The organism is Pseudomonas congelans, assembly GCF_900103225.1.
GTDB classification, from domain to species: Bacteria; Pseudomonadota; Gammaproteobacteria; order Pseudomonadales; family Pseudomonadaceae; genus Aquipseudomonas; species Aquipseudomonas congelans.
In genome coordinates this window covers 224,713-242,432 of sequence record NZ_FNJH01000004.1, presented here as the reverse complement: position 1 = coordinate 242,432, position 17,720 = coordinate 224,713, and the positions used below count along the sequence as shown (strand labels likewise).

Genomic DNA, 17,720 nt, shown 5'->3' with positions numbered 1-17,720 from the left:
TGCGGGTGTCGGGCGCCAGCAGGCAAAAAAGTTCAGTTGCTTGACAGCTTGTCTCCGCGTGCAAATTTCCAGGTGCGAATGATCTCCAGTCGATCGATATCTGCCAGATCGCCGGTGAACGGCGCAAAAGGCGCGGCCAGACGCACGATTCGTTGCGCTGCCTGATCCAGCAAAGGCTGTCCTGAAGATTCGAGCACCAGCACTTCATACAACGAGCCGTCCCGATTGATTGACACAAGAAGTCGCAAATTACCGTAGATCTGCTTGCGCCGTGCTTCCTCAGGATAGTTCAGGTTTCCGACCCGCTCGACCTTCTTGCGCCAGTCGTCCTTGTACCAGGCACCTTTATCGCGCATGGTCGAGGCGGCATTGAGACGGTGGATCTTCGGGCGCTTGGCGTAAAGCTGCTGTTCGGTCGACAGTTCGGCTTCCAGGCTGGCAATTTCGTTGCTCAGTTCCGAGCTGTCGAAGGTCGGCGCGGCCTTGGTGGTGGGCTCGGGCTTGACCTCGTCGCGCTTGGCAACGGTTTTCTGCTGGCTGGGCGCGGTGGTCGCGACGGCGGTCTTCGGGGCTTCCTGTTTGACCACCGGCTTGCTGGCCGGGGGTGGCGTGACCTTGTTGACCTTGGTGTCCTGATAAGGCGCCAGCTCAGTGGTCTTGAGCGTTTCGGCCTTGTCCAGGGTGCCGCTGCCCTGCTGATCGTCCTGCGCCAGAAAGTCAGCCTGTTTGGGCTTTTCTTCGCTTTTGAAGGTGGCCAGGGTGATTTCCAGCGTCTGTGAGATGTGCTCCGGCTTTACATAGGTGAATCCCACACCAAGGATCACCGCGAGGTGAATCAGCGCCGCGATCATCATGGTAAAGCCCAGGCGATCGGCAGGGCGCACACCGGCGTTGGCGAGTTCGAGGGGGAGGTCGTTGTTGGCCATGGATGTCATTGGCGGTTCAGCATCTCGTCAGCCTGCATGTCAAAATCCGTGTCGTGTTACAGGTGGCGCATGATAACGCAATGTGCCGCGCCGCTCTGCTGCGGATCGGACGAAGGGAATCGATCTGACGCCGTGGCGCACGGTGTTGCCCGTGGCCAGCGGCGTCAGCGGCTGATCAGCCCTTGCGCGCTTGCAGCTTCTTCTCGATCGCGTCCATCAGCAGGCCACCAATGTTGGTGCCGAAGGCATTGTCGATCTCGCGGATGCAGGTCGGACTGGTGACGTTGATTTCGGTCAGGTGCTCACCGATCACGTCGAGGCCGACGAACAGCAGGCCTTTTTCACGCAGGGTCGGGCCGATCTGTTCGGCGATCCAGCGGTCCTTGTCGCTCAACGGACGGGCCTCGCCACGCCCGCCTGCCGCCAGGTTGCCACGCGTCTCGCCGGCTGCCGGGATACGCGCCAGGCAATACGGGACCGGTTCACCATCGACCATCAGAATGCGCTTGTCGCCGTCCTTGATGGCGGGCAGGTAACCCTGCGCCATGATTTGCTGTGTGCCGTGTGCGGTCAGGGTTTCGAGGATCACTGACAGGTTCGGATCGCCCGCACGGTGGCGGAAGATCGACGCGCCGCCCATGCCGTCCAGCGGCTTGAGGATCACGTCGCCGTGCTGTTCGGCGAATTCGCGGATGATGTCCGCGCGGCGGCTGACCAGCGTCGGCGGCGTGCACTGCGGAAACAGCGTGGCGAACAGCTTCTCGTTGCAGTCACGCAGGCTCTGCGGCTTGTTGACCACCAGCACGCCTGCACGCTCGGCCTGCTCCAGCAGGTAGGTGGCGTAGACGAACTCCATGTCGAACGGTGGATCCTTGCGCATCAGGATCACGTCCAGATCGTCGAGACCTGCGTCGACTTCGGCTTCGAACTCGAACCACTTGGCCGGATCGGCAAACACCTTGAGCGGCTTCATGCGTGCGCGGGCCTGGCCGGCGTTCTGATACAGGTCTTTCTGTTCCATATAGAACAGTGACCAGCCGCGTTCCTGGGCGGCAAGCAGCATGGCCAGCGAGCTGTCCTTTTTATAGGAAATGCGCTCAATGGGGTCCATGACAATCCCTAGGCGAACGCTCATGGGCAATATCCTCTGATCGGTAAGGGCCGCAACGGCCGTAAAATTGGCATCAGGGTGGCGCTCCGATTGCTCCCGGTCAAGGGGCAGGCCTGCCGCAGTGCACCGAGGTGCACTTTATGGATTGCGTCTGGAGAGTGTGCTAAAAAGGCTCGGCATCCGGTCTTCGGTCCCAGTCGATCAACGAAGCGATACCGTCAGGCTCCCAGTGCCTCGCAGAATGCGCAAAAATTCGCTGCGGCGATGGAGCAGCTATGGAACAACACGCCTCCGCCCTGAAAGTCATGGTCATCGATGATTCGAAGACCATCCGCCGCACCGCCGAAACACTGCTCAAGAACGCAGGCTGTGAAGTCATCACTGCGATAGACGGTTTCGACGCGCTGGCCAAGATTGCCGATAACCACCCGCGAATCATATTCGTCGATATCATGATGCCGCGTCTGGACGGTTATCAGACCTGCGCGCTGATCAAGAACAACCGGGCATTCAAGTCGACGCCGGTCATCATGCTGTCCTCCAAGGACGGCTTGTTCGACAAGGCCAAGGGGCGGATTGTCGGTTCCGATCAGTTTTTGACCAAGCCTTTCAGCAAGGAAGAACTGCTCAGTGCGATCAAGGCTCATGTGCCGGGCTTCGTAGCAGCAGAACAACACATATCATGACGCCCGCGCCTGATGTAGCGCGCTCGTAATCTGACGGGGAACACCCATGGCTCGAATATTGATCGTCGATGACTCGCCGACTGAAATGTACAAACTTACCGGCATGCTGGAAAAGCACGGTCATGAAGTGCTCAAGGCCGAAAACGGCGCTGATGGCGTGGCCCTGGCCCGTCAGGAAAAGCCCGATGCCGTGCTGATGGACATCGTCATGCCGGGGCTCAACGGCTTTCAGGCCACGCGCCAGCTGACCAAGGATGCCGATACCAGCATGATCCCGGTGATCATGATCACCACCAAGGATCAGGAAACCGACAAGGTCTGGGGCAAACGCCAGGGCGCGCGGGATTACCTGACCAAGCCGGTGGACGAAGAAACCCTGATGAAAACCCTGAATGCGGTGCTGGCCGGCTGATTGCCGGAATCGCCATGGCCGAGCCGCGCACTGCTTTTGAACTGCTTCTGGATATGGATCGACGCTGTCGTTCGCTGGCGGCGGGCCTGCCGCTGCAGGAAGCCCATCAGCAGGATTGGGTCGGCATCGGCTTTCGCATGGGCGAGCAACGGTTTGTCGCGCCGATTGGCGAAATCGCTGAAATCCTTCACGAACCCCATCATGCCGTGATGCCCGGCGTGAAGTTCTGGGTGGCAGGTATCGCCAACCTGCGGGGCCGGTTGTTGCCGCTGATGGATCTGTGCGGGTTTTTCGGTCACGAACTGGCACCGGTGCGCAAACAGCGACGTGTGCTGGTGGTCGAGCACCATGACGTGTTTGCCGGTCTGCTGGTCGATGAAGTGTTCGGCATGCAACGTTTCAGTCAGTTGAGCCTCATACCCCAGACCCCGCAGGACATGGATCAGCGTATGGTGCCGTTCCTGCGCGGGCAGTTCATCCGCGAGCAGGCGTGGCAGATCTTCAGCCCTTGGGCGCTGGTGCAGTCTGCGGATTTCATGGACCTGGCTTCCTAGCATGTCGGGCCTGGTGTGTTTCACAATTGATCCAGGCGGGGGCCTGATTAATGAGTAGTACAGACCGGTCAAGGGAAGGCGCAAGAAGCCGCACGCAGATTATTCTGCTGTTCGTGGCGCTCATCGTTTTCATCATGTTGCTGTTCGCCAACTTCGCCTACCTCAACACTCAGTCCAACTACGACAAACAGTACATCGGGCATGCCGGTGAACTGCGCGTCCTGTCGCAACGCATCGCGAAAAACGCCACCGAAGCGGCTGCCGGCAAAACCCAGGCGTTCAAACTGCTGGCGGATGCGCGCAACGATTTCGACGTGCGCTGGGGCTACCTGAGAAAAGGCGACCCGGCCACCGGCCTGCCTGCAGCTCCCGACCTGATACGCGACGAGTTGCGCACTGTGCAACGTGACTGGGAAGGGCTGCGCAAGAGCACCGACGTGATTCTGGCCAGCGAACAGACCGTCCTGTCGCTGCATCAGGTGGCGGCGACGCTGGCCGAAACCATTCCGCAATTGCAGGCCGAATACGAAAAAGTCGTCGAGAACCTTCTGCAAAGCCGGGCCCCTGCTGCGCAGGTAGTGGTTGCGCAACGCCAGGCGCTGCTCGCAGAACGGATTCTCGGTTCGGTCAACACCGTGCTGGCCGGCGATGAAACGGCTGTGCAGGCCGCCGACGCCTTTGGCCGCGATGCCAGCCAGTTCGGTCGTGTGCTCAACGGCATGCTGGAGGGCAACGCCACGCTGCGCATATCTCAGGTCGAGGACCGCGATGCGCGCGCGCGGCTGGCGGAGATCGCCGAACTGTTCGAATTCGTCTCAGGCTCGGTGGACGAGATTCTCGAAACCTCGCCCGAGCTGTATCAGGTGCGCGAGGCGTCGGGCAATATCTTCAACACCTCACAGACCCTGCTGGATGAAACCTCGGTACTCGCCAACAGCCTGGAAAACCTCGCCAAGCGCCGTACCATGAACACCGTCGGCGGCTATGTGCTGGGCTTGCTGGCACTGGCGTCGATCATCCTCATCGGGCTGGTCATGGTGCGCGAGACCAATCGCCAGCTGCGCGAAACCGCGCAGAAGAGCGAACGCAACCAGACAGCGATCATGCGCCTGCTGGACGAGATCGAGAACCTCGCCGACGGCGATCTGACGGTCACGGCCTCTGTGACCGAGGACTTCACCGGAGCGATTGCCGACTCCATCAACTACTCCATCGATCAATTGCGCGAGCTGGTGGTGACCATCAACCTGACCGCCGAGCAGGTGGCGGCTGCGGTAACCGAAACCCAGGCGACGGCCATGCAATTGTCGGCTGCCTCAGAGCACCAGGCGTTGCAGATCAGTGCGGCGTCGACGGCGATCAACGACATGGCGGCGTCCATCGATCAGGTCTCGACCAACGCCTCGGAGTCCTCGGCCGTGGCGGAGCGCTCCGTGGCGATTGCCAATAAAGGCAACGAGGTCGTGCATAACACCATTCATGGCATGGACAACATTCGCGAGCAGATCCAGGACACCTCCAAGCGCATCAAGCGTCTGGGCGAGTCATCCCAGGAGATTGGCGACATCGTCAGCCTGATCGACGACATTGCCGACCAGACCAATATCCTCGCCTTGAACGCCGCCATTCAGGCGTCGATGGCCGGTGATGCCGGACGAGGGTTTGCCGTGGTGGCTGACGAAGTACAGCGCCTGGCCGAGCGTTCGTCGTCCGCGACCAAGCAGATCGAAACGCTGGTCCGGGCCATTCAGAACGACACCAACGAGGCGGTTATCTCCATGGAGCAGACCACCAGTGAAGTCGTGCGCGGCGCCCGTCTGGCGCAGGACGCCGGGGTAGCGCTGGGGGAAATCGAAGGGGTGTCCAGGGTGCTGGCCGAACTGATCGAAAGTATCACCGACGCCGCCCACCAGCAGGCCGAGTCTGCCGGGCAGATTTCACAGATCATGACTGTCATTCAGCAAACCACTTCGCAGACCACCTCGGGCACATCGGCTACCGCCGAAAGCATCGGCAATCTGGCGAAAATGGCCAGCGAAATGCGTCGTTCGGTATCGGGCTTTGCCCTGCCGTCATCGAAGAAAGCCGGATGATGTACCGCACATGAACAACCTTGATTGGGTAACAGGCGGTACTCGTCATGGCTGATCGTCACGATTATGTAGCCCTTGAGTGGCTGAAAGGCGAGATCGCCGAAACACTGCGCCAGGCCCGGCAGGCGCTGGACCTGTTCATCGAAGACCCGGCCAACGCTGCGGCAATGGCCGAGTGCCTGAACCTGGTACATCAAGTTCACGGCAGTCTGCAGATGATCGAGTTCTATGGCGCCGCTTTGCTGGCCGAGGAAATCGAGCAACTGGCGCTGGCGGTCCAGCAGAACCGCGTCAGCCATCCGGTCGAGTCCGAGCAACTGTTGATCCAGGCCATGAGTCAGTTGCCGGTTTACCTGGAGCGTATTCATTCTGCGCGCCGGGACCTGCCGCTGGTAGTCTTGCCACTGCTCAACGACCTGCGCAGTGCGCGGGGCGAAAGTCTGCTCTCGGAAACCAGCCTGTTTGCCCCGCAGTTGGTCGTCGTGCCGGCGCTTGATGAACAGGAGCTGGCGCGGCGCAATACCCCGGAATTACCCAGCCTGCTACGCAAGCTGCGCCAGACCCTGCAGGCGGCGCTGGCCGGCCTGATGCGTGAGCAGGGCGTTCAGACCCAGCTCGGCTACATGGCCAAGGTGTTTGCCCGGCTTGAGCAGTTGTGCGAAGACGCGCCGCTCGGTGCGCTCTGGCGAATCGCCTCGGCACTGGTCGAAACCATGCTCAACGGCAACTTCACCAACAGTCCGGCGCTGCGCAGCCTGTTGAAGGACGCCGACAAGGAACTCAAGCGTCTGGCCGAGCAGGGCGTCACCGGCATCAATCAGCCCGCCCCCGAAGAGCTGTTGAAAAGCCTGCTGTTCTACATCGCCAAGTCCGACAGCCTGGCGCCGAAGATGCTCGACCTCAAGGACCAGTACGCGCTGGCCGATGCCTTGCCCGGCAACGACGTGGTCAACGAAGAGCGTGCCCGCATGGCCGGTCCGGACCGTGACGCCATGCGCTCGGTGATCGTGGCCTTGTGCGAAGGGCTGGTCAGGGTCAAGGAGCGGCTCGATGTGTTCGTGCGCGGCGACCGTCAGCATGTCAGCGAGCTCAACGCGTTGCTGCCACCGTTGCGGCAGATTGCCGACACCCTGGCGGTGCTGGGGTTCGGCCAGCCGCGCAAGGTGATCATCGATCAGCTTTCCGTGGTCCTCGGTCTGGCGCAGGGGCAGCGCGAGCCCAGCGACGCTGCGCTGATGGATGTCGCGGGTGCCTTGCTCTACGTCGAATCGACCCTTGCCGGTATGGCCGGGAGTCACGAGCAGGTCAGCCGCGAGGAAAGCCGCCTGCCGACCACCGACCTGACGCAGATTCATCAACTGGTGATTCGCGAAGCCCGCACGGTGCTGCAGCAGGCCAAGGACGTGATTCTCGATTACATCGACGGCGAATGGGACCGGCAGCGGCTCGATCCGCTCTGCGCGCTGATCGTGCAGGTTCGTGGTGCGCTGGCGATGATTCCGCTGGCCCGGGCTGCCAGTCTGCTGGCCGCCTGCAACGAATACATTCAGGAACACCTGCTGGTGGACGAAACCCGTCCCGCCTGGGTTCAGCTCGATTGTCTGGCCGACACCATCACCGGTATCGAGTATTACCTGGAGCGCATGCTCGAAGACCATCAGGCGCCGGGCGACCAAGTGCTCGACATGGCCCAGCAAAGCCTGGCGCGGCTGGGCTATACGCCTGCTGCTGACACCCTCGAAGTGCCGTTGCTCGAAGAAGTCATCACTCAGGACGAGTTGCTGGAACTGGATGACCGCAAGGCGCTGGTCAGCCCCACGCAAACCATTGCCCAGGTCCTCGCCAGCCCGGTCTCGGCCGTCAACCCTCCCGCCCGTAACGTCCCCACCAGCCTGTTGCCGCCCTCGGCCGGGGAAGAGGCGGTGGACGATGAGTTGCGCGATGTGTTTCTCGAAGAGGCCGACGAGGTGCTCGACGCGCTGCGCGAGTACCTGCCGCGCTGGTTCACCTCGCTCGGCCGCGACGGCCATTGGGACAGCACGGCGTTGACCGAAGTGCGTCGTGCGTTTCATACCCTCAAGGGCAGCGGCCGGATGGTGCGTGCGCTGATCCTCAGCGAACTGGCCTGGTCGGTGGAAAACCTGCTCAACCGGGTGCTGGAAGGCGATGTGCTGCCGGGCCTCGAAGTGCAGCAACTGATGAGCGAAGTGCAGGCGCTGCTGCCGTCGGTCATCCGCGACTTCGCCGAAGATGCCCAGTGTCAGCGTGACGATGTCGACCTGTTGGCGGCCCGTGCCCATGCGTTGGCCAATGGGCTGGAGCCTCCGACGCTGCCGGCCTTGGATGATCCTGCACCAGGTAAACCTGTTGCCGACGAACCGCTCGATCCACAGTTGCTGGAGATTTTCCGTCAGGAAGCGCTCGGCCATCTGAACACACTCGGTCGCTTCCTCGACAACGCCGAACAATCAGCGTCACCGGCGATCAGCGACGCGGTGCTGCGTGCGCTGCATACACTCAAGGGCAGCGCACACATGGCCGGGGTGCTGCCGATTGCCGAACTGGCCAGCCCGCTCGATCAGTTGGTGCGTGAATACAAGGCCAACCTCATCGATATCGGCTCACCGGAGCTCGTCCTGCTGCGCAGCGCCGAACCGTTGCTGCACAAGGGCCTCAAGCAACTCGACAGCACCCCGCTGGCCGATATTCCGGGTGCCGCGCAGCTGATCGAGGCTGCCCTGGCGATGCTCAACGACCGCCTCACCGTGGTGCTGCGCGAGTCGGACAGCGGCCTACGGATCAAGCGCAACCCCACGCTGCTCGCCGGTTTTCTGGCCGAGGGCATGGACATCGTGCTGGATGCGGAAAACCTGCTGCAGCGCTGGCGGCAGCACCCCGGCGAACGCCAGGAACTGAGCGCGCTGCTCGATGAGCTGACCACCCTCGGTCATGGCGCGCATCTGGCTGACCTGCCGCAGGTCGATGAGCTATGCGAAGCCTTGCTCGACCTCTACGGTGCGGTCGAGGAAAGCAGTCTGGCGGTCAGCGACCGGTTTTTCGATGTGGCGGAAAATGCTCACGAAGCGCTGATCAACATGCTTGATCAGGTGGCTGCCGGCCAGGATGTCGAGCCGCGTCCCGAATGCGTGCGTGCCTTGAACCAGTTGCTGGATCAGGCGCTTGACCCGTCGGCGACCGGACTGGTCAAGAGCGACGGCCATCGCACCTTGAGCGTGACCGAGCTCAATGCCGCCACCGAGCAACTGGCCAGCGAGGCGGGGCACGCTGAGACTGAAGTTGCCGGTCCGGACGACGAAATCGTCGAGATATTTCTGGAGGAGGCCGTCGATATCCTCGACAGCGCCGGTCAAGCCTTGCAGCGCTGGCTGGCCGATCCGGAAAACCCTGCACCGCTGGCCTCGTTACAGCGCGACCTGCACACCCTCAAGGGCGGTGCGCGGATGGCTGAGGTGGTCGAGGTGGGCGATTTGGCCCACGAACTGGAAAACCTTTACGAAGGCTTGATCGACCGGCGCTTCAATCATTCGCCGACACTGGCCGAGCTGCTGCACGAGAGCCACGACCATCTGGCGATTCTGCTGGAGCAACTGTACCGGCAGGAAGCGCTCAGCGACCCCTCGGCCTTGATCGAAGCGCTGCGCAGCTGCCGCACGCTGGAGAGCGCCGGGCTCGAGGTGCAGGCCTCGCCTGCCGTCAATGAAGATCTTCCCGAACATGACACCGAGCTGCGTGAAGTCTTCCTCGAGGAAGGTTTCGACATCATGGAAAGCTCCGGCGCGGCATTGGCGCGCTGGCAGGCCGATCCGCACAACATGCTGGAAGTCGAAAACCTGCTGCGCGACCTGCATACCCTCAAGGGCGGCGCGCGGATGGTGGAAATTGCTCCGATAGGCGACCTCGCCCACGAGCTGGAGACGCTTTACGAGGGGCTTTCCGCCGGAAGTCTGCAGCCCGCGCCGCTGATGATCGGCCTGTTGCAGAGCGGTCAGGATGTGTTGGCCGACATGCTCGATGCCGTGCGCAATGAAAAGCCGCTGCCTGACGCCACCTTGCTGATTGAGAGCATTCGCAGGCTGGCCACCGATGAGCCTTCGGGCGCACCGCTGGCTGCGCAGGACCCGGAGGTCCATCCGGAGTCGGTGGTAACCGTGGCCCCGGTCGCCGAGGGGGAGGCCGAGCGCAGTGGCCCGGAAATGGTCAAGGTGCCTGCCGAGCAACTGGAAGACCTGGTCAACCTGGCCGGCGAAACCTCCATTTTCCGTGGACGTATCGAACAGCAGATCATTGATTCACAGATCGCCCTGGTAGAGATGGAAACCACCATCGAGCGGATGCGCGACCAATTGCGTCGTCTGGATATGGAAACCCAGGGGCGCATTCTCAGCCGTGAGCAGGTCCAGGCCGAGCGGCTCGGCTACGAAGAGTTCGACCCGCTGGAAATGGACCGTCATTCCCAGCTGCAGCAGCTGTCGCGCGCTCTGTTCGAATCGGCGTCCGACCTGCTGGACCTCAAGGAAACCCTCGGCGCGCGTGCCCGCGACGCGGAAACGCTGCTGTCGCAACAGGCCAGGGTCAACACCCAGCTTCAGGAAGGCCTGATGCGTACGCGCATGGTGCCGTTCGAGCGTTTGGTGCCGCGCCTGCGTCGTGTGGTGCGCCAGGTGGCTTCGGAACTGCACAAGAAAGTCCATTTCGACGTGGGCAACGCCGACGGTGAAATGGACCGCAACGTGCTGGAACGAATGGTCGCGCCGCTGGAGCACATGCTGCGCAACGCCGTCGATCACGGGCTTGAAAGTACCGAAAAGCGCATTGCCGCCGGCAAGCCGGAACAGGGCCATATCAGTCTGGAACTGATGTACGAAGGCGGCGATATGGTCATCGAGCTGAGCGATGACGGCTCGGGCGTCGATCTGGCAGCGGTACGCCGCAAAGCTATCAAGCGCGGCATGATTCATCCGGATGCCGATCTGTCCGACCATGAGGTGTTGCCGTTCATCCTCCAGGCGGGGTTTTCCACCAGCGAGATCATCACCCAGATTTCCGGACGTGGTGTGGGCATGGATGTAGTGCACGCCGAGGTCAAGCAGCTGGGCGGTTCGATGGTCATCGACTCGGTGCCGGGCCAGGGCACGCGCTTCCGTATTCGACTGCCGATTTCGGTGTCGGTCAACCGGGCGCTGATGGTCACGTGCGGTGAAGAACAGTATGCGGTGCCGCTCAATACCGTCGACGGCATCGTGCGCGTCATGGCCAATGAGCTGGACGGCTATTACCAGACCAGCCCGCCGCGCTATCAATATGGCGGGCGCAGTTACGAGTTGCGCTATCTGGGCGAATTGCTGGGCAGCAGTCCGCCCAGACTGGCCGGGCAATTGCAGCCGCTGCCGGTGTTGCTGGTGCATCTGCAGGATCAGTGGGTGGCGGTGCAGGTCGATGCACTGGCAGGCTCGCGCGAGATTGTGGTCAAGAGCCTTGGTACGCAGTTCTCCAGGGTGCAGGGCATTTCCGGCGCGACCATTCTGGGTGACGGCCGGGTGGTGCTGATTCTCGATCTGATGGCGCAGATCCGTACCTTGCAGGGCTTGCCTTTCAGAGGGCTGGCGCCTGCCTACCACGAAGCCGAGCACGCCAGACCGTTGCTGGTGATGGTGGTGGACGATTCGGTGACGGTACGCAAAGTCACCAGCCGCTTGCTGGAGCGCCACGGCATGCATGTGTTGACGGCCAAGGACGGTGTCGATGCCATGACCCTGTTGCAGGAGCACACGCCTGACATCATGCTGCTCGATATCGAAATGCCGCGCATGGACGGCTTTGAAGTGGCCAGCCAGATCCGCCAGGACGAACAGCTCAAGGAGCTGCCTATCATCATGATCACCTCCCGCTCGGGCCAGAAGCATCGCGATCGGGCGATGGCGGTGGGCGTCAACGAGTACCTGAGCAAGCCGTATCAGGAAACCGTGTTGCTGGAGAGCATCGCTTACTGGAGCCAGGCACATGTCTGAAGGTACGTTCCAGACCAGCCGTCTGACTAGCCTGACCGGCTTGCTGGTGCCGTTGAGTGACCGGCATCTGCTGCTGCCCAACGTCGCGGTCGCCGAGTTGATCGATTACCAGGATTGCAGCGCAGAGCCGGACGCCCCCGAGTGGTATCTGGGGCCGATCAGCTGGCGCGAACTGACCTTGCCGCTGCTCAGCTTCGAAGCTGCCTGCGGAGGCCGCACCCGCGTCGGTGGTCGAGCCCGTATCGTGGTGCTTAACGCACTGGGCGGACGCAACGACGTCAGGTTCATCGCCCTGCTGACTCAAGGCATCCCGCGCTCGTGCAAGGTCGACAGCCAGTTGAGCTACGTCGATGTACCGCTGGCCGAGCTGGAACTGGCCGCCGTACAGATCGGCGAAACCGTAGCCCGTATTCCCGACCTAGAAGGACTGGAGCAATGGCTGGTGGATGCAGGGCTGTCATAGGTAAAGAGGACGCGGAGTGTCCAGAACGGCATGCGACGCGGAGCGCCGCACGATAGTTACAGGGTTATCGCTTCTCACGCTCCAGCATGGGCACGATAGGGAATCACAGCCTCACGACGAACAGCTGATTTCCAGGTGCTTGCCCCAGTCCGGTGGCCGTTGGGCATAGCCTTGCATGCCGGGCTGTTCGGTGAAGGGGGTACAGAGCACTTGGTGCAGGCGGCGGACTTCTTCGTAGTCGCCTTTTTCCGCTGCGGCGATGGCGTTCTGTGCCAGATAGTTGCGCAGGATGTACAGCGGATTGACCGCATGCATGCGGGTCTGACGCTCCTCCCCGGTGCCGTTGTCCTCGAGGGCGATACGCGCCTGATACGCTTCCGCCCAGCCATCGAAGCCCTTGATATCGACGAAGTCGTCGCGCAACGTGCGCAGTGCCTCGACAGCGGGCTGATCGCCCAGGCGGCGAAAGAACAGGGTGTAATCCACGCCGCTGTTCTGCATCAGCTTCAGTAACTGACTGACCAGTTGTTCGTCCTGCTCATGCGCAACGGTCAGTCCCAGTCGGCGGCGCATCAGGTCCAGGTAGTGCGCCTGATACAGCGGCAGGAACAAGCCGATGGCCTCACGCAACGCTTCCACGCTGATGAACGGGGTCAGCGCCTGTGCCAGCGCGCTGAGGTTCCACTGCGCGATAGGCACCTGATTGCTGAAGGAGTAGCGACCTTCGTGATCGGAATGGTTGCAGATGAAGTGCTCATCGAAATCATCCAGAAACGCGAACGGTCCGAAATCGAAGGTAATGCCCAGGATCGACATGTTGTCGGTGTTCATGACGCCGTGGCAAAAGCCGTAGGCCTGCCACTTGGCAATCAGCTCGGCGTTGCGCTCGACGATTTCCCGGAACATCGCCAGATACGGCTCCGGCTGCTCCTGGCAGTGCGGGTAATGCATCGTCAGCACATGTTCGGCGAGGGTCTTCAGCTGCTCTGGCTGCTTGGTATAGAAGAAGTATTCCAGACTGCCGAAGCGCACATGACTTTGCGCCAGACGCAGCACCATGGCTGCATGTTCCTGGGTTTCGCGCCATACCGGGGTGCTGGAACTGACCACGCACCCCGCACGGCTGCTGGGTATGCCCAGTGCGTGCAGGGCTTCGGAGGCCAGAAACTCGCGGATCGACGAGCGCAGTACGGCGCGCCCGTCACCCATCCGTGAATACGGCGTGCGGCCTGCGCCCTTGAGGTGCAGGTCCCAGTGCTCACCGGCGTCGTTGTAGACCTCGCCGAGCAACAGCCCGCGACCGTCGCCCAGGCGCGGGTTGTAGGAGCCAAATTGATGCCCGGAATACACCATTGCCCGTGGTTCGGCTTCAGACCACAGCTTGTGGCCGCTGAAGATTTCCGCGAACAGCGGCAGGTCGGCCTGTTCGGGGGCCAGGTCCAGCAGCGCCAGCGCTGACTGGCTGGCAACCACAAGCTGCGGCGCATCAATGGGCTCAGGCAGCACGGAAGTGGAGAACGCGTCGCCCAGACGGGCAAAGCGGTTGTCGAAAGTGAGTTCGTCGAGTGCTTTCAAAGCGTATCGCCTCCAGAGGGGAATTTCAGGCTTTCAACGAAGCGGCGGCCTGCCTGGCTCGTCGGGCGTGTTGCAACGGTCAGAACCCGTAGACCGGGTCACTTGGTGGTAGTTCTGATGATCAGGCCTGCGCCGGACTACCGGTTCCGGCTTCGCTCGAAGGCGGCCAGAATCGTCCGTTCCGATTGCACCAGATAATCCTCGAGCATGCGCGTCGCCTCATCGGTCTTGCCCGCGTCCAGGCGCCCGAGTACCGCGGCGTTCATGTCCAGATAGGGCGAATGCAGCAGCTCCGGATTGTTGAGCAAGCCGAAGGCCAGTCGCAACTCGGCCGATATCTGCGCATAAAACGCCACCAGTCGCGGGCTGTCGGACAGTTCGACGATGGCCTTGTGAAACATCATGTTGGCGGTGCCCACGGCAATCCAGTCCCTGGCCTCACGCGCCTGCACGCCCGCCTCGACCGCATTGCGCATGTGCAGCACACCGGGATGCTGTGGATAAGCCTGGGCAATCGCCCCGCATTCGATGAAGCGCCGAATGCGGTAGATATCGATGATCGAAGCCATATCGGGCTTGGCCACGGTAACCCCGCGATTGGGCTCGTGGGTCAGCAGCCCTTCGCGGGTCAGCACTCTGAAGGCTTCTCTCAGGGTATTACGGGAAATATCCAGACTCTCGGCCAGAGCGGCTTCCGAGAGGCGTTGACCGGGTACCAGCTCGCCCTCGACCAGCATTCTGCGAAGCTCAGTGGTGATCGATTCTCCGAGGGTGCGCGGGAGGACAGAAGCAGCGTCGTTCATAAAGGGTCCAGAGAAAGAAAAGCCAGGTCGATATTCCACGACAGCTCATTGGCTGGCAAGGACGAAGGTCAGCAGATGCTTCATCAGGTAGCACGCGTGAGTCCCGGCGTAACAACATGGTGCATATGGTTGATTCATGTAATCAGCATTGTTCAACAATATTATCTTTATGTATCTACAACTTGGCGCGCCTGAATGACCCTTGGCATGGTCATTGCTCTGGCAGAATACCTCTCATCTCAGGAATGCCGCCGTGACACAGACTGCCAATGAGTTCACCAAGGCGCGCCGCGCCTCTCTGATCGCCGCGATCTTCATGATGGCGACGTCTGCCATCGGTCCTGGCTTTCTGACCCAGACAGCCACGTTCACCGCGACTCTGGGGGCCGCGTTTGCCTTCGGCATCCTGGCCTCGATCCTGATCGACTTCGTGGTGCAGTTGAATGTCTGGCGCATCGTGACGCTGACCAGAATGCGCGCGGCCGATCTGGCCAATGCGGCGATCCCGGGTAGCGGTTATCTGCTTGCGGTACTGGTCATCTTCGGCGGCCTGGTATTCAGTCTGGGCAACATCGCCGGTGCAGGCCTGGGCTTGAATGCGTTGACTGGTCTTGATCCCAAGTGGGGTGGCGCCTTGAGCGCGCTGATCGCCATAGCGATCTTCTCGTCGCACCGCGCCGGCATCGCCATGGACCGCATCATGATGGTACTGGGCACCCTGAAGGTCTGCCTGATTCTGTTCGCCGCCTTTGCATCGCACCCGCCGCTGGGCGAGGCTCTGCGTCAGACAGTCCTGCCGGACATGGTCGATTTCGCGGCCATCACCACCATTGTCGGCGGCACGGTCGGCGGCTATATCACTTACGCCGGTGCTCACCGCTTGCTGGATCGCGGCACCGTCGGGGTCGAGAACATCGATGTGGTGTCCAAGGCGGCACTGACCGGTATTCTGGTCACCGGGGTTGTTCGTTACATACTGTTTCTGGCGATCCTCGGCGTGGTCGCCAGCGGCGTCGTCATCGACGTGTCCGGCCAGGGCGCAAACCCTGCGGCCCAGGCGTTCACCGCTGCCGCTGGCAACTTCGGCCTGATCATGTTCGGTCTGGTGCTCTGGGCGGCCGGCATCAGCAGTGTGATCGGCGCGTCCTATACGTCGATGTCGTTCATCACAGTGTTTTCCAAACGCATCACCGAGCGCGCACGCAATCTGGCGACTGTCGGCTTTATCCTGATTACCGTGGTCGTATACGTCATGTGGGGCAAACCACCCGCCGCGCTGCTGGTCTTTGCCGGGGGCTTCAATGGCTTGATCCTGCCACTGGGCCTGAGCATTTTCATGTACGTCGGCTGGCGCCGGTCCGACATGATGGACGGCTACCACTACCCGCGCTGGCTATTGGTGCTGGGCGTGCTGACTTGTCTTCTGTCGTGGTACATGGCGTTCAAATCAGTCGGTCCCATCTTTGCCTTTATCAATGCAGCCTGATTTCGGAGAACAAAAAATGCCTGCGATAGACCTCAACAGCGACCTCGGTGAAAGCTTCGGCGCCTGGAGCATGGGCGATGACGAGGCGATTCTCGATGTGGTCAGCAGCGCCAACGTGGCCTGCGGTTTCCATGCCGGTGACCCGGCCGGGATCCTGCGCACCCTCGAGGCCGCTGCGGCCCGGGGCGTTGCCATCGGTGCGCATGTGGCCTACCCGGACCTGGTAGGGTTCGGCCGCCGTAACATGGACATCCCGAGCGACCAGCTGACCGCCGATGTCATTTATCAGATCGGCGCGCTTCAGGGTCTGGCCCGCAGCGCCGGGACAAGCGTGAGCTACGTCAAGCCTCATGGCGCGCTGTACAACACCATCGCCGGTGATCAGCGTCAGGCCACGGCGGTCATTCAGGCGCTGTTGCGCATTGATCCCGCGCTGAAGCTGGTGTGCCTGGCCAACTCGCCGCTGCTCGACTGGGCACGCGAAGCCGGGCTTTCCTGCGTCGCCGAAGCGTTCGCCGACCGCGCCTACACCGCCGAAGGCACGCTGGTCTCGCGCTCGCGGCCCGGTGCGGTTCTGCACGACGCCGAACGGATCGCCGAGCGCATGCTGCGCCTGGTGCGTGAAGGCGTCATCGAGGCTGAAGATGGCCGCGAAATCAGCCTGCAGGCCGATTCCATCTGCGTACATGGCGACAGCCCGGGCGCGGTGAACATCGCACGCATCCTGAAAAACCGTTTGCACGACGCAGGCGTCACTGTCCGCGCATTCAATCGAGGCTGATCATGAACTCACTGCAACACGCCCGCGAGGCCGCCAGCGCCGCCCGTGCCCGTTATCGCCAGGGATTCGTCGCGCCGACCGCTGGCCAAGCGCCCGGCCTGACCCAGTGCAACATGATCACGCTGCCGCGTGAATGGGCGTATGACTTTCTGCTGTTCGCGCAGCGCAACCCGCAAGCCTGCCCGGTGCTGGATGTGACCGAGCCCGGCAGCCACACCACACTGCTGGCTGAGCAGGCTGATCTGCGCACCGACCTGCCGCTGTACCGGGTCTGGCGCGATGGGCAACTGGCCGAAGAACTGAGTGATGTGAGCCACATCTGGGCGCAGCACACTGATCTGGTCAGCTTTCTGATCGGCTGCAGCTTCACCTTCGAAACCGACCTGATGCACGCCGGCATTGATGTGCGCCACATCAGCGAAGGCTGCAATGTGCCGATGTACCGCAGCAACCGGGTCTGCCGCCCGGCCGGCCGCCTGCAGGGCAACATGGTGGTGTCGATGCGCCCGATCGCCGCGGACCGGGTTGCCGAAGCGGCGCGCATCACCGGTCGCTATCCCGGTGTGCACGGCGCGCCGGTACATGTCGGCGAGCCTGGACTGCTCGGCATCAACGACCTGGCGAACCCTGATTTTGGTGATGCGGTGACGATCAGGCCCGGCGAGATTCCGGTGTTCTGGGCCTGCGGCGTGACCCCGCAGGCGGTGGTCATGGCGTCCCGTGTGCCGTTTGCGATTTCCCACGCGCCGGGCCACATGTTCATTACCGATATTCCGGACAGCTACTACCACGTATAGGAGA

The 17,720-nt window shown here is 61.9% G+C and carries 13 protein-coding genes; 9 read left to right on the top strand and 4 right to left on the bottom strand.

What is annotated here, in order from left to right; translation table 11 throughout:
- Window positions 1–32: 32 nt before the first annotated feature.
- Both BLR20_RS15745 and gshB read right to left on the bottom strand, forming a co-directional pair.
- Window positions 33–935: an energy transducer TonB gene (locus BLR20_RS15745; protein WP_025991169.1), complete on the bottom strand. Its 903-nt coding sequence runs from the start codon at window positions 933–935 to the stop codon at window positions 33–35.
- 166 nt (window positions 936–1,101) lie between these two features.
- Window positions 1,102–2,061, bottom strand: a complete 960-nt coding sequence (gene gshB, locus BLR20_RS15740) for a glutathione synthase (RefSeq protein WP_003316740.1) — start codon at window positions 2,059–2,061, stop codon at window positions 1,102–1,104.
- A gap of 251 nt (window positions 2,062–2,312) precedes the next feature.
- Here gshB and pilG point away from each other — a divergent pair, with 251 nt between their 5' ends.
- The 6 genes from pilG to BLR20_RS15710 are packed head-to-tail and all read left to right on the top strand — an operon-like array spanning window position 2,313 to window position 12,274.
- Window positions 2,313–2,723: a twitching motility response regulator PilG gene (gene pilG, locus BLR20_RS15735; RefSeq protein ID WP_002551738.1), complete on the top strand. Its 411-nt coding sequence runs from the start codon at window positions 2,313–2,315 to the stop codon at window positions 2,721–2,723.
- Window positions 2,724–2,769: 46 nt separating this feature from the next.
- The gene (pilH, locus tag BLR20_RS15730) at window positions 2,770–3,135 is read left to right on the top strand and encodes a twitching motility response regulator PilH (RefSeq protein ID WP_003316741.1); all 366 of its coding nucleotides are present in this window, start codon (window positions 2,770–2,772) and stop codon (window positions 3,133–3,135) included.
- Between the two features lie 14 nt (window positions 3,136–3,149).
- Window positions 3,150–3,689: a chemotaxis protein CheW gene (locus BLR20_RS15725; protein ID WP_003316742.1), complete on the top strand. Its 540-nt coding sequence runs from the start codon at window positions 3,150–3,152 to the stop codon at window positions 3,687–3,689.
- Between the two features lie 50 nt (window positions 3,690–3,739).
- Window positions 3,740–5,782 carry a methyl-accepting chemotaxis protein gene (locus BLR20_RS15720; protein WP_010440052.1) on the top strand — a complete coding sequence of 681 codons (2,043 nt, stop codon included), beginning with the start codon at window positions 3,740–3,742 and terminating at the stop codon, window positions 5,780–5,782.
- A gap of 47 nt (window positions 5,783–5,829) precedes the next feature.
- Window positions 5,830–11,811, top strand: a complete 5,982-nt coding sequence (locus BLR20_RS15715; protein ID WP_054993340.1) for an Hpt domain-containing protein — start codon at window positions 5,830–5,832, stop codon at window positions 11,809–11,811.
- The gene (locus tag BLR20_RS15710; RefSeq protein WP_003392217.1) at window positions 11,804–12,274 is read left to right on the top strand and encodes a chemotaxis protein CheW; all 471 of its coding nucleotides are present in this window, start codon (window positions 11,804–11,806) and stop codon (window positions 12,272–12,274) included. The genes BLR20_RS15715 and BLR20_RS15710 overlap by 8 nt, the downstream gene beginning before the upstream one ends.
- 111 nt (window positions 12,275–12,385) lie before the next feature.
- On the opposite strand, the gene selO is transcribed toward BLR20_RS15710, so the two are convergent.
- Complete coding sequence (gene selO, locus BLR20_RS15705; RefSeq protein WP_054993339.1) at window positions 12,386–13,849, bottom strand: protein adenylyltransferase SelO; 1,464 nt, start codon at window positions 13,847–13,849, stop codon at window positions 12,386–12,388.
- A gap of 137 nt (window positions 13,850–13,986) precedes the next feature.
- The gene (locus tag BLR20_RS15700; RefSeq protein WP_074594838.1) at window positions 13,987–14,652 is read right to left on the bottom strand and encodes a GntR family transcriptional regulator; all 666 of its coding nucleotides are present in this window, start codon (window positions 14,650–14,652) and stop codon (window positions 13,987–13,989) included.
- 253 nt (window positions 14,653–14,905) lie between these two features.
- Here BLR20_RS15700 and BLR20_RS15695 point away from each other — a divergent pair, with 253 nt between their 5' ends.
- The 3 genes from BLR20_RS15695 to BLR20_RS15685 are packed head-to-tail and all read left to right on the top strand — an operon-like array spanning window position 14,906 to window position 17,716.
- Window positions 14,906–16,138, top strand: a complete 1,233-nt coding sequence (locus tag BLR20_RS15695; protein ID WP_010440067.1) for an NRAMP family divalent metal transporter — start codon at window positions 14,906–14,908, stop codon at window positions 16,136–16,138.
- Between the two features lie 16 nt (window positions 16,139–16,154).
- Window positions 16,155–16,919, top strand: a complete 765-nt coding sequence (locus BLR20_RS15690) for a LamB/YcsF family protein (protein WP_010440069.1) — start codon at window positions 16,155–16,157, stop codon at window positions 16,917–16,919.
- A gap of 2 nt (window positions 16,920–16,921) precedes the next feature.
- Window positions 16,922–17,716 carry a putative hydro-lyase gene (locus BLR20_RS15685; protein ID WP_054993338.1) on the top strand — a complete coding sequence of 265 codons (795 nt, stop codon included), beginning with the start codon at window positions 16,922–16,924 and terminating at the stop codon, window positions 17,714–17,716.
- The last annotated feature ends 4 nt before the right edge of the window (window positions 17,717–17,720 follow it).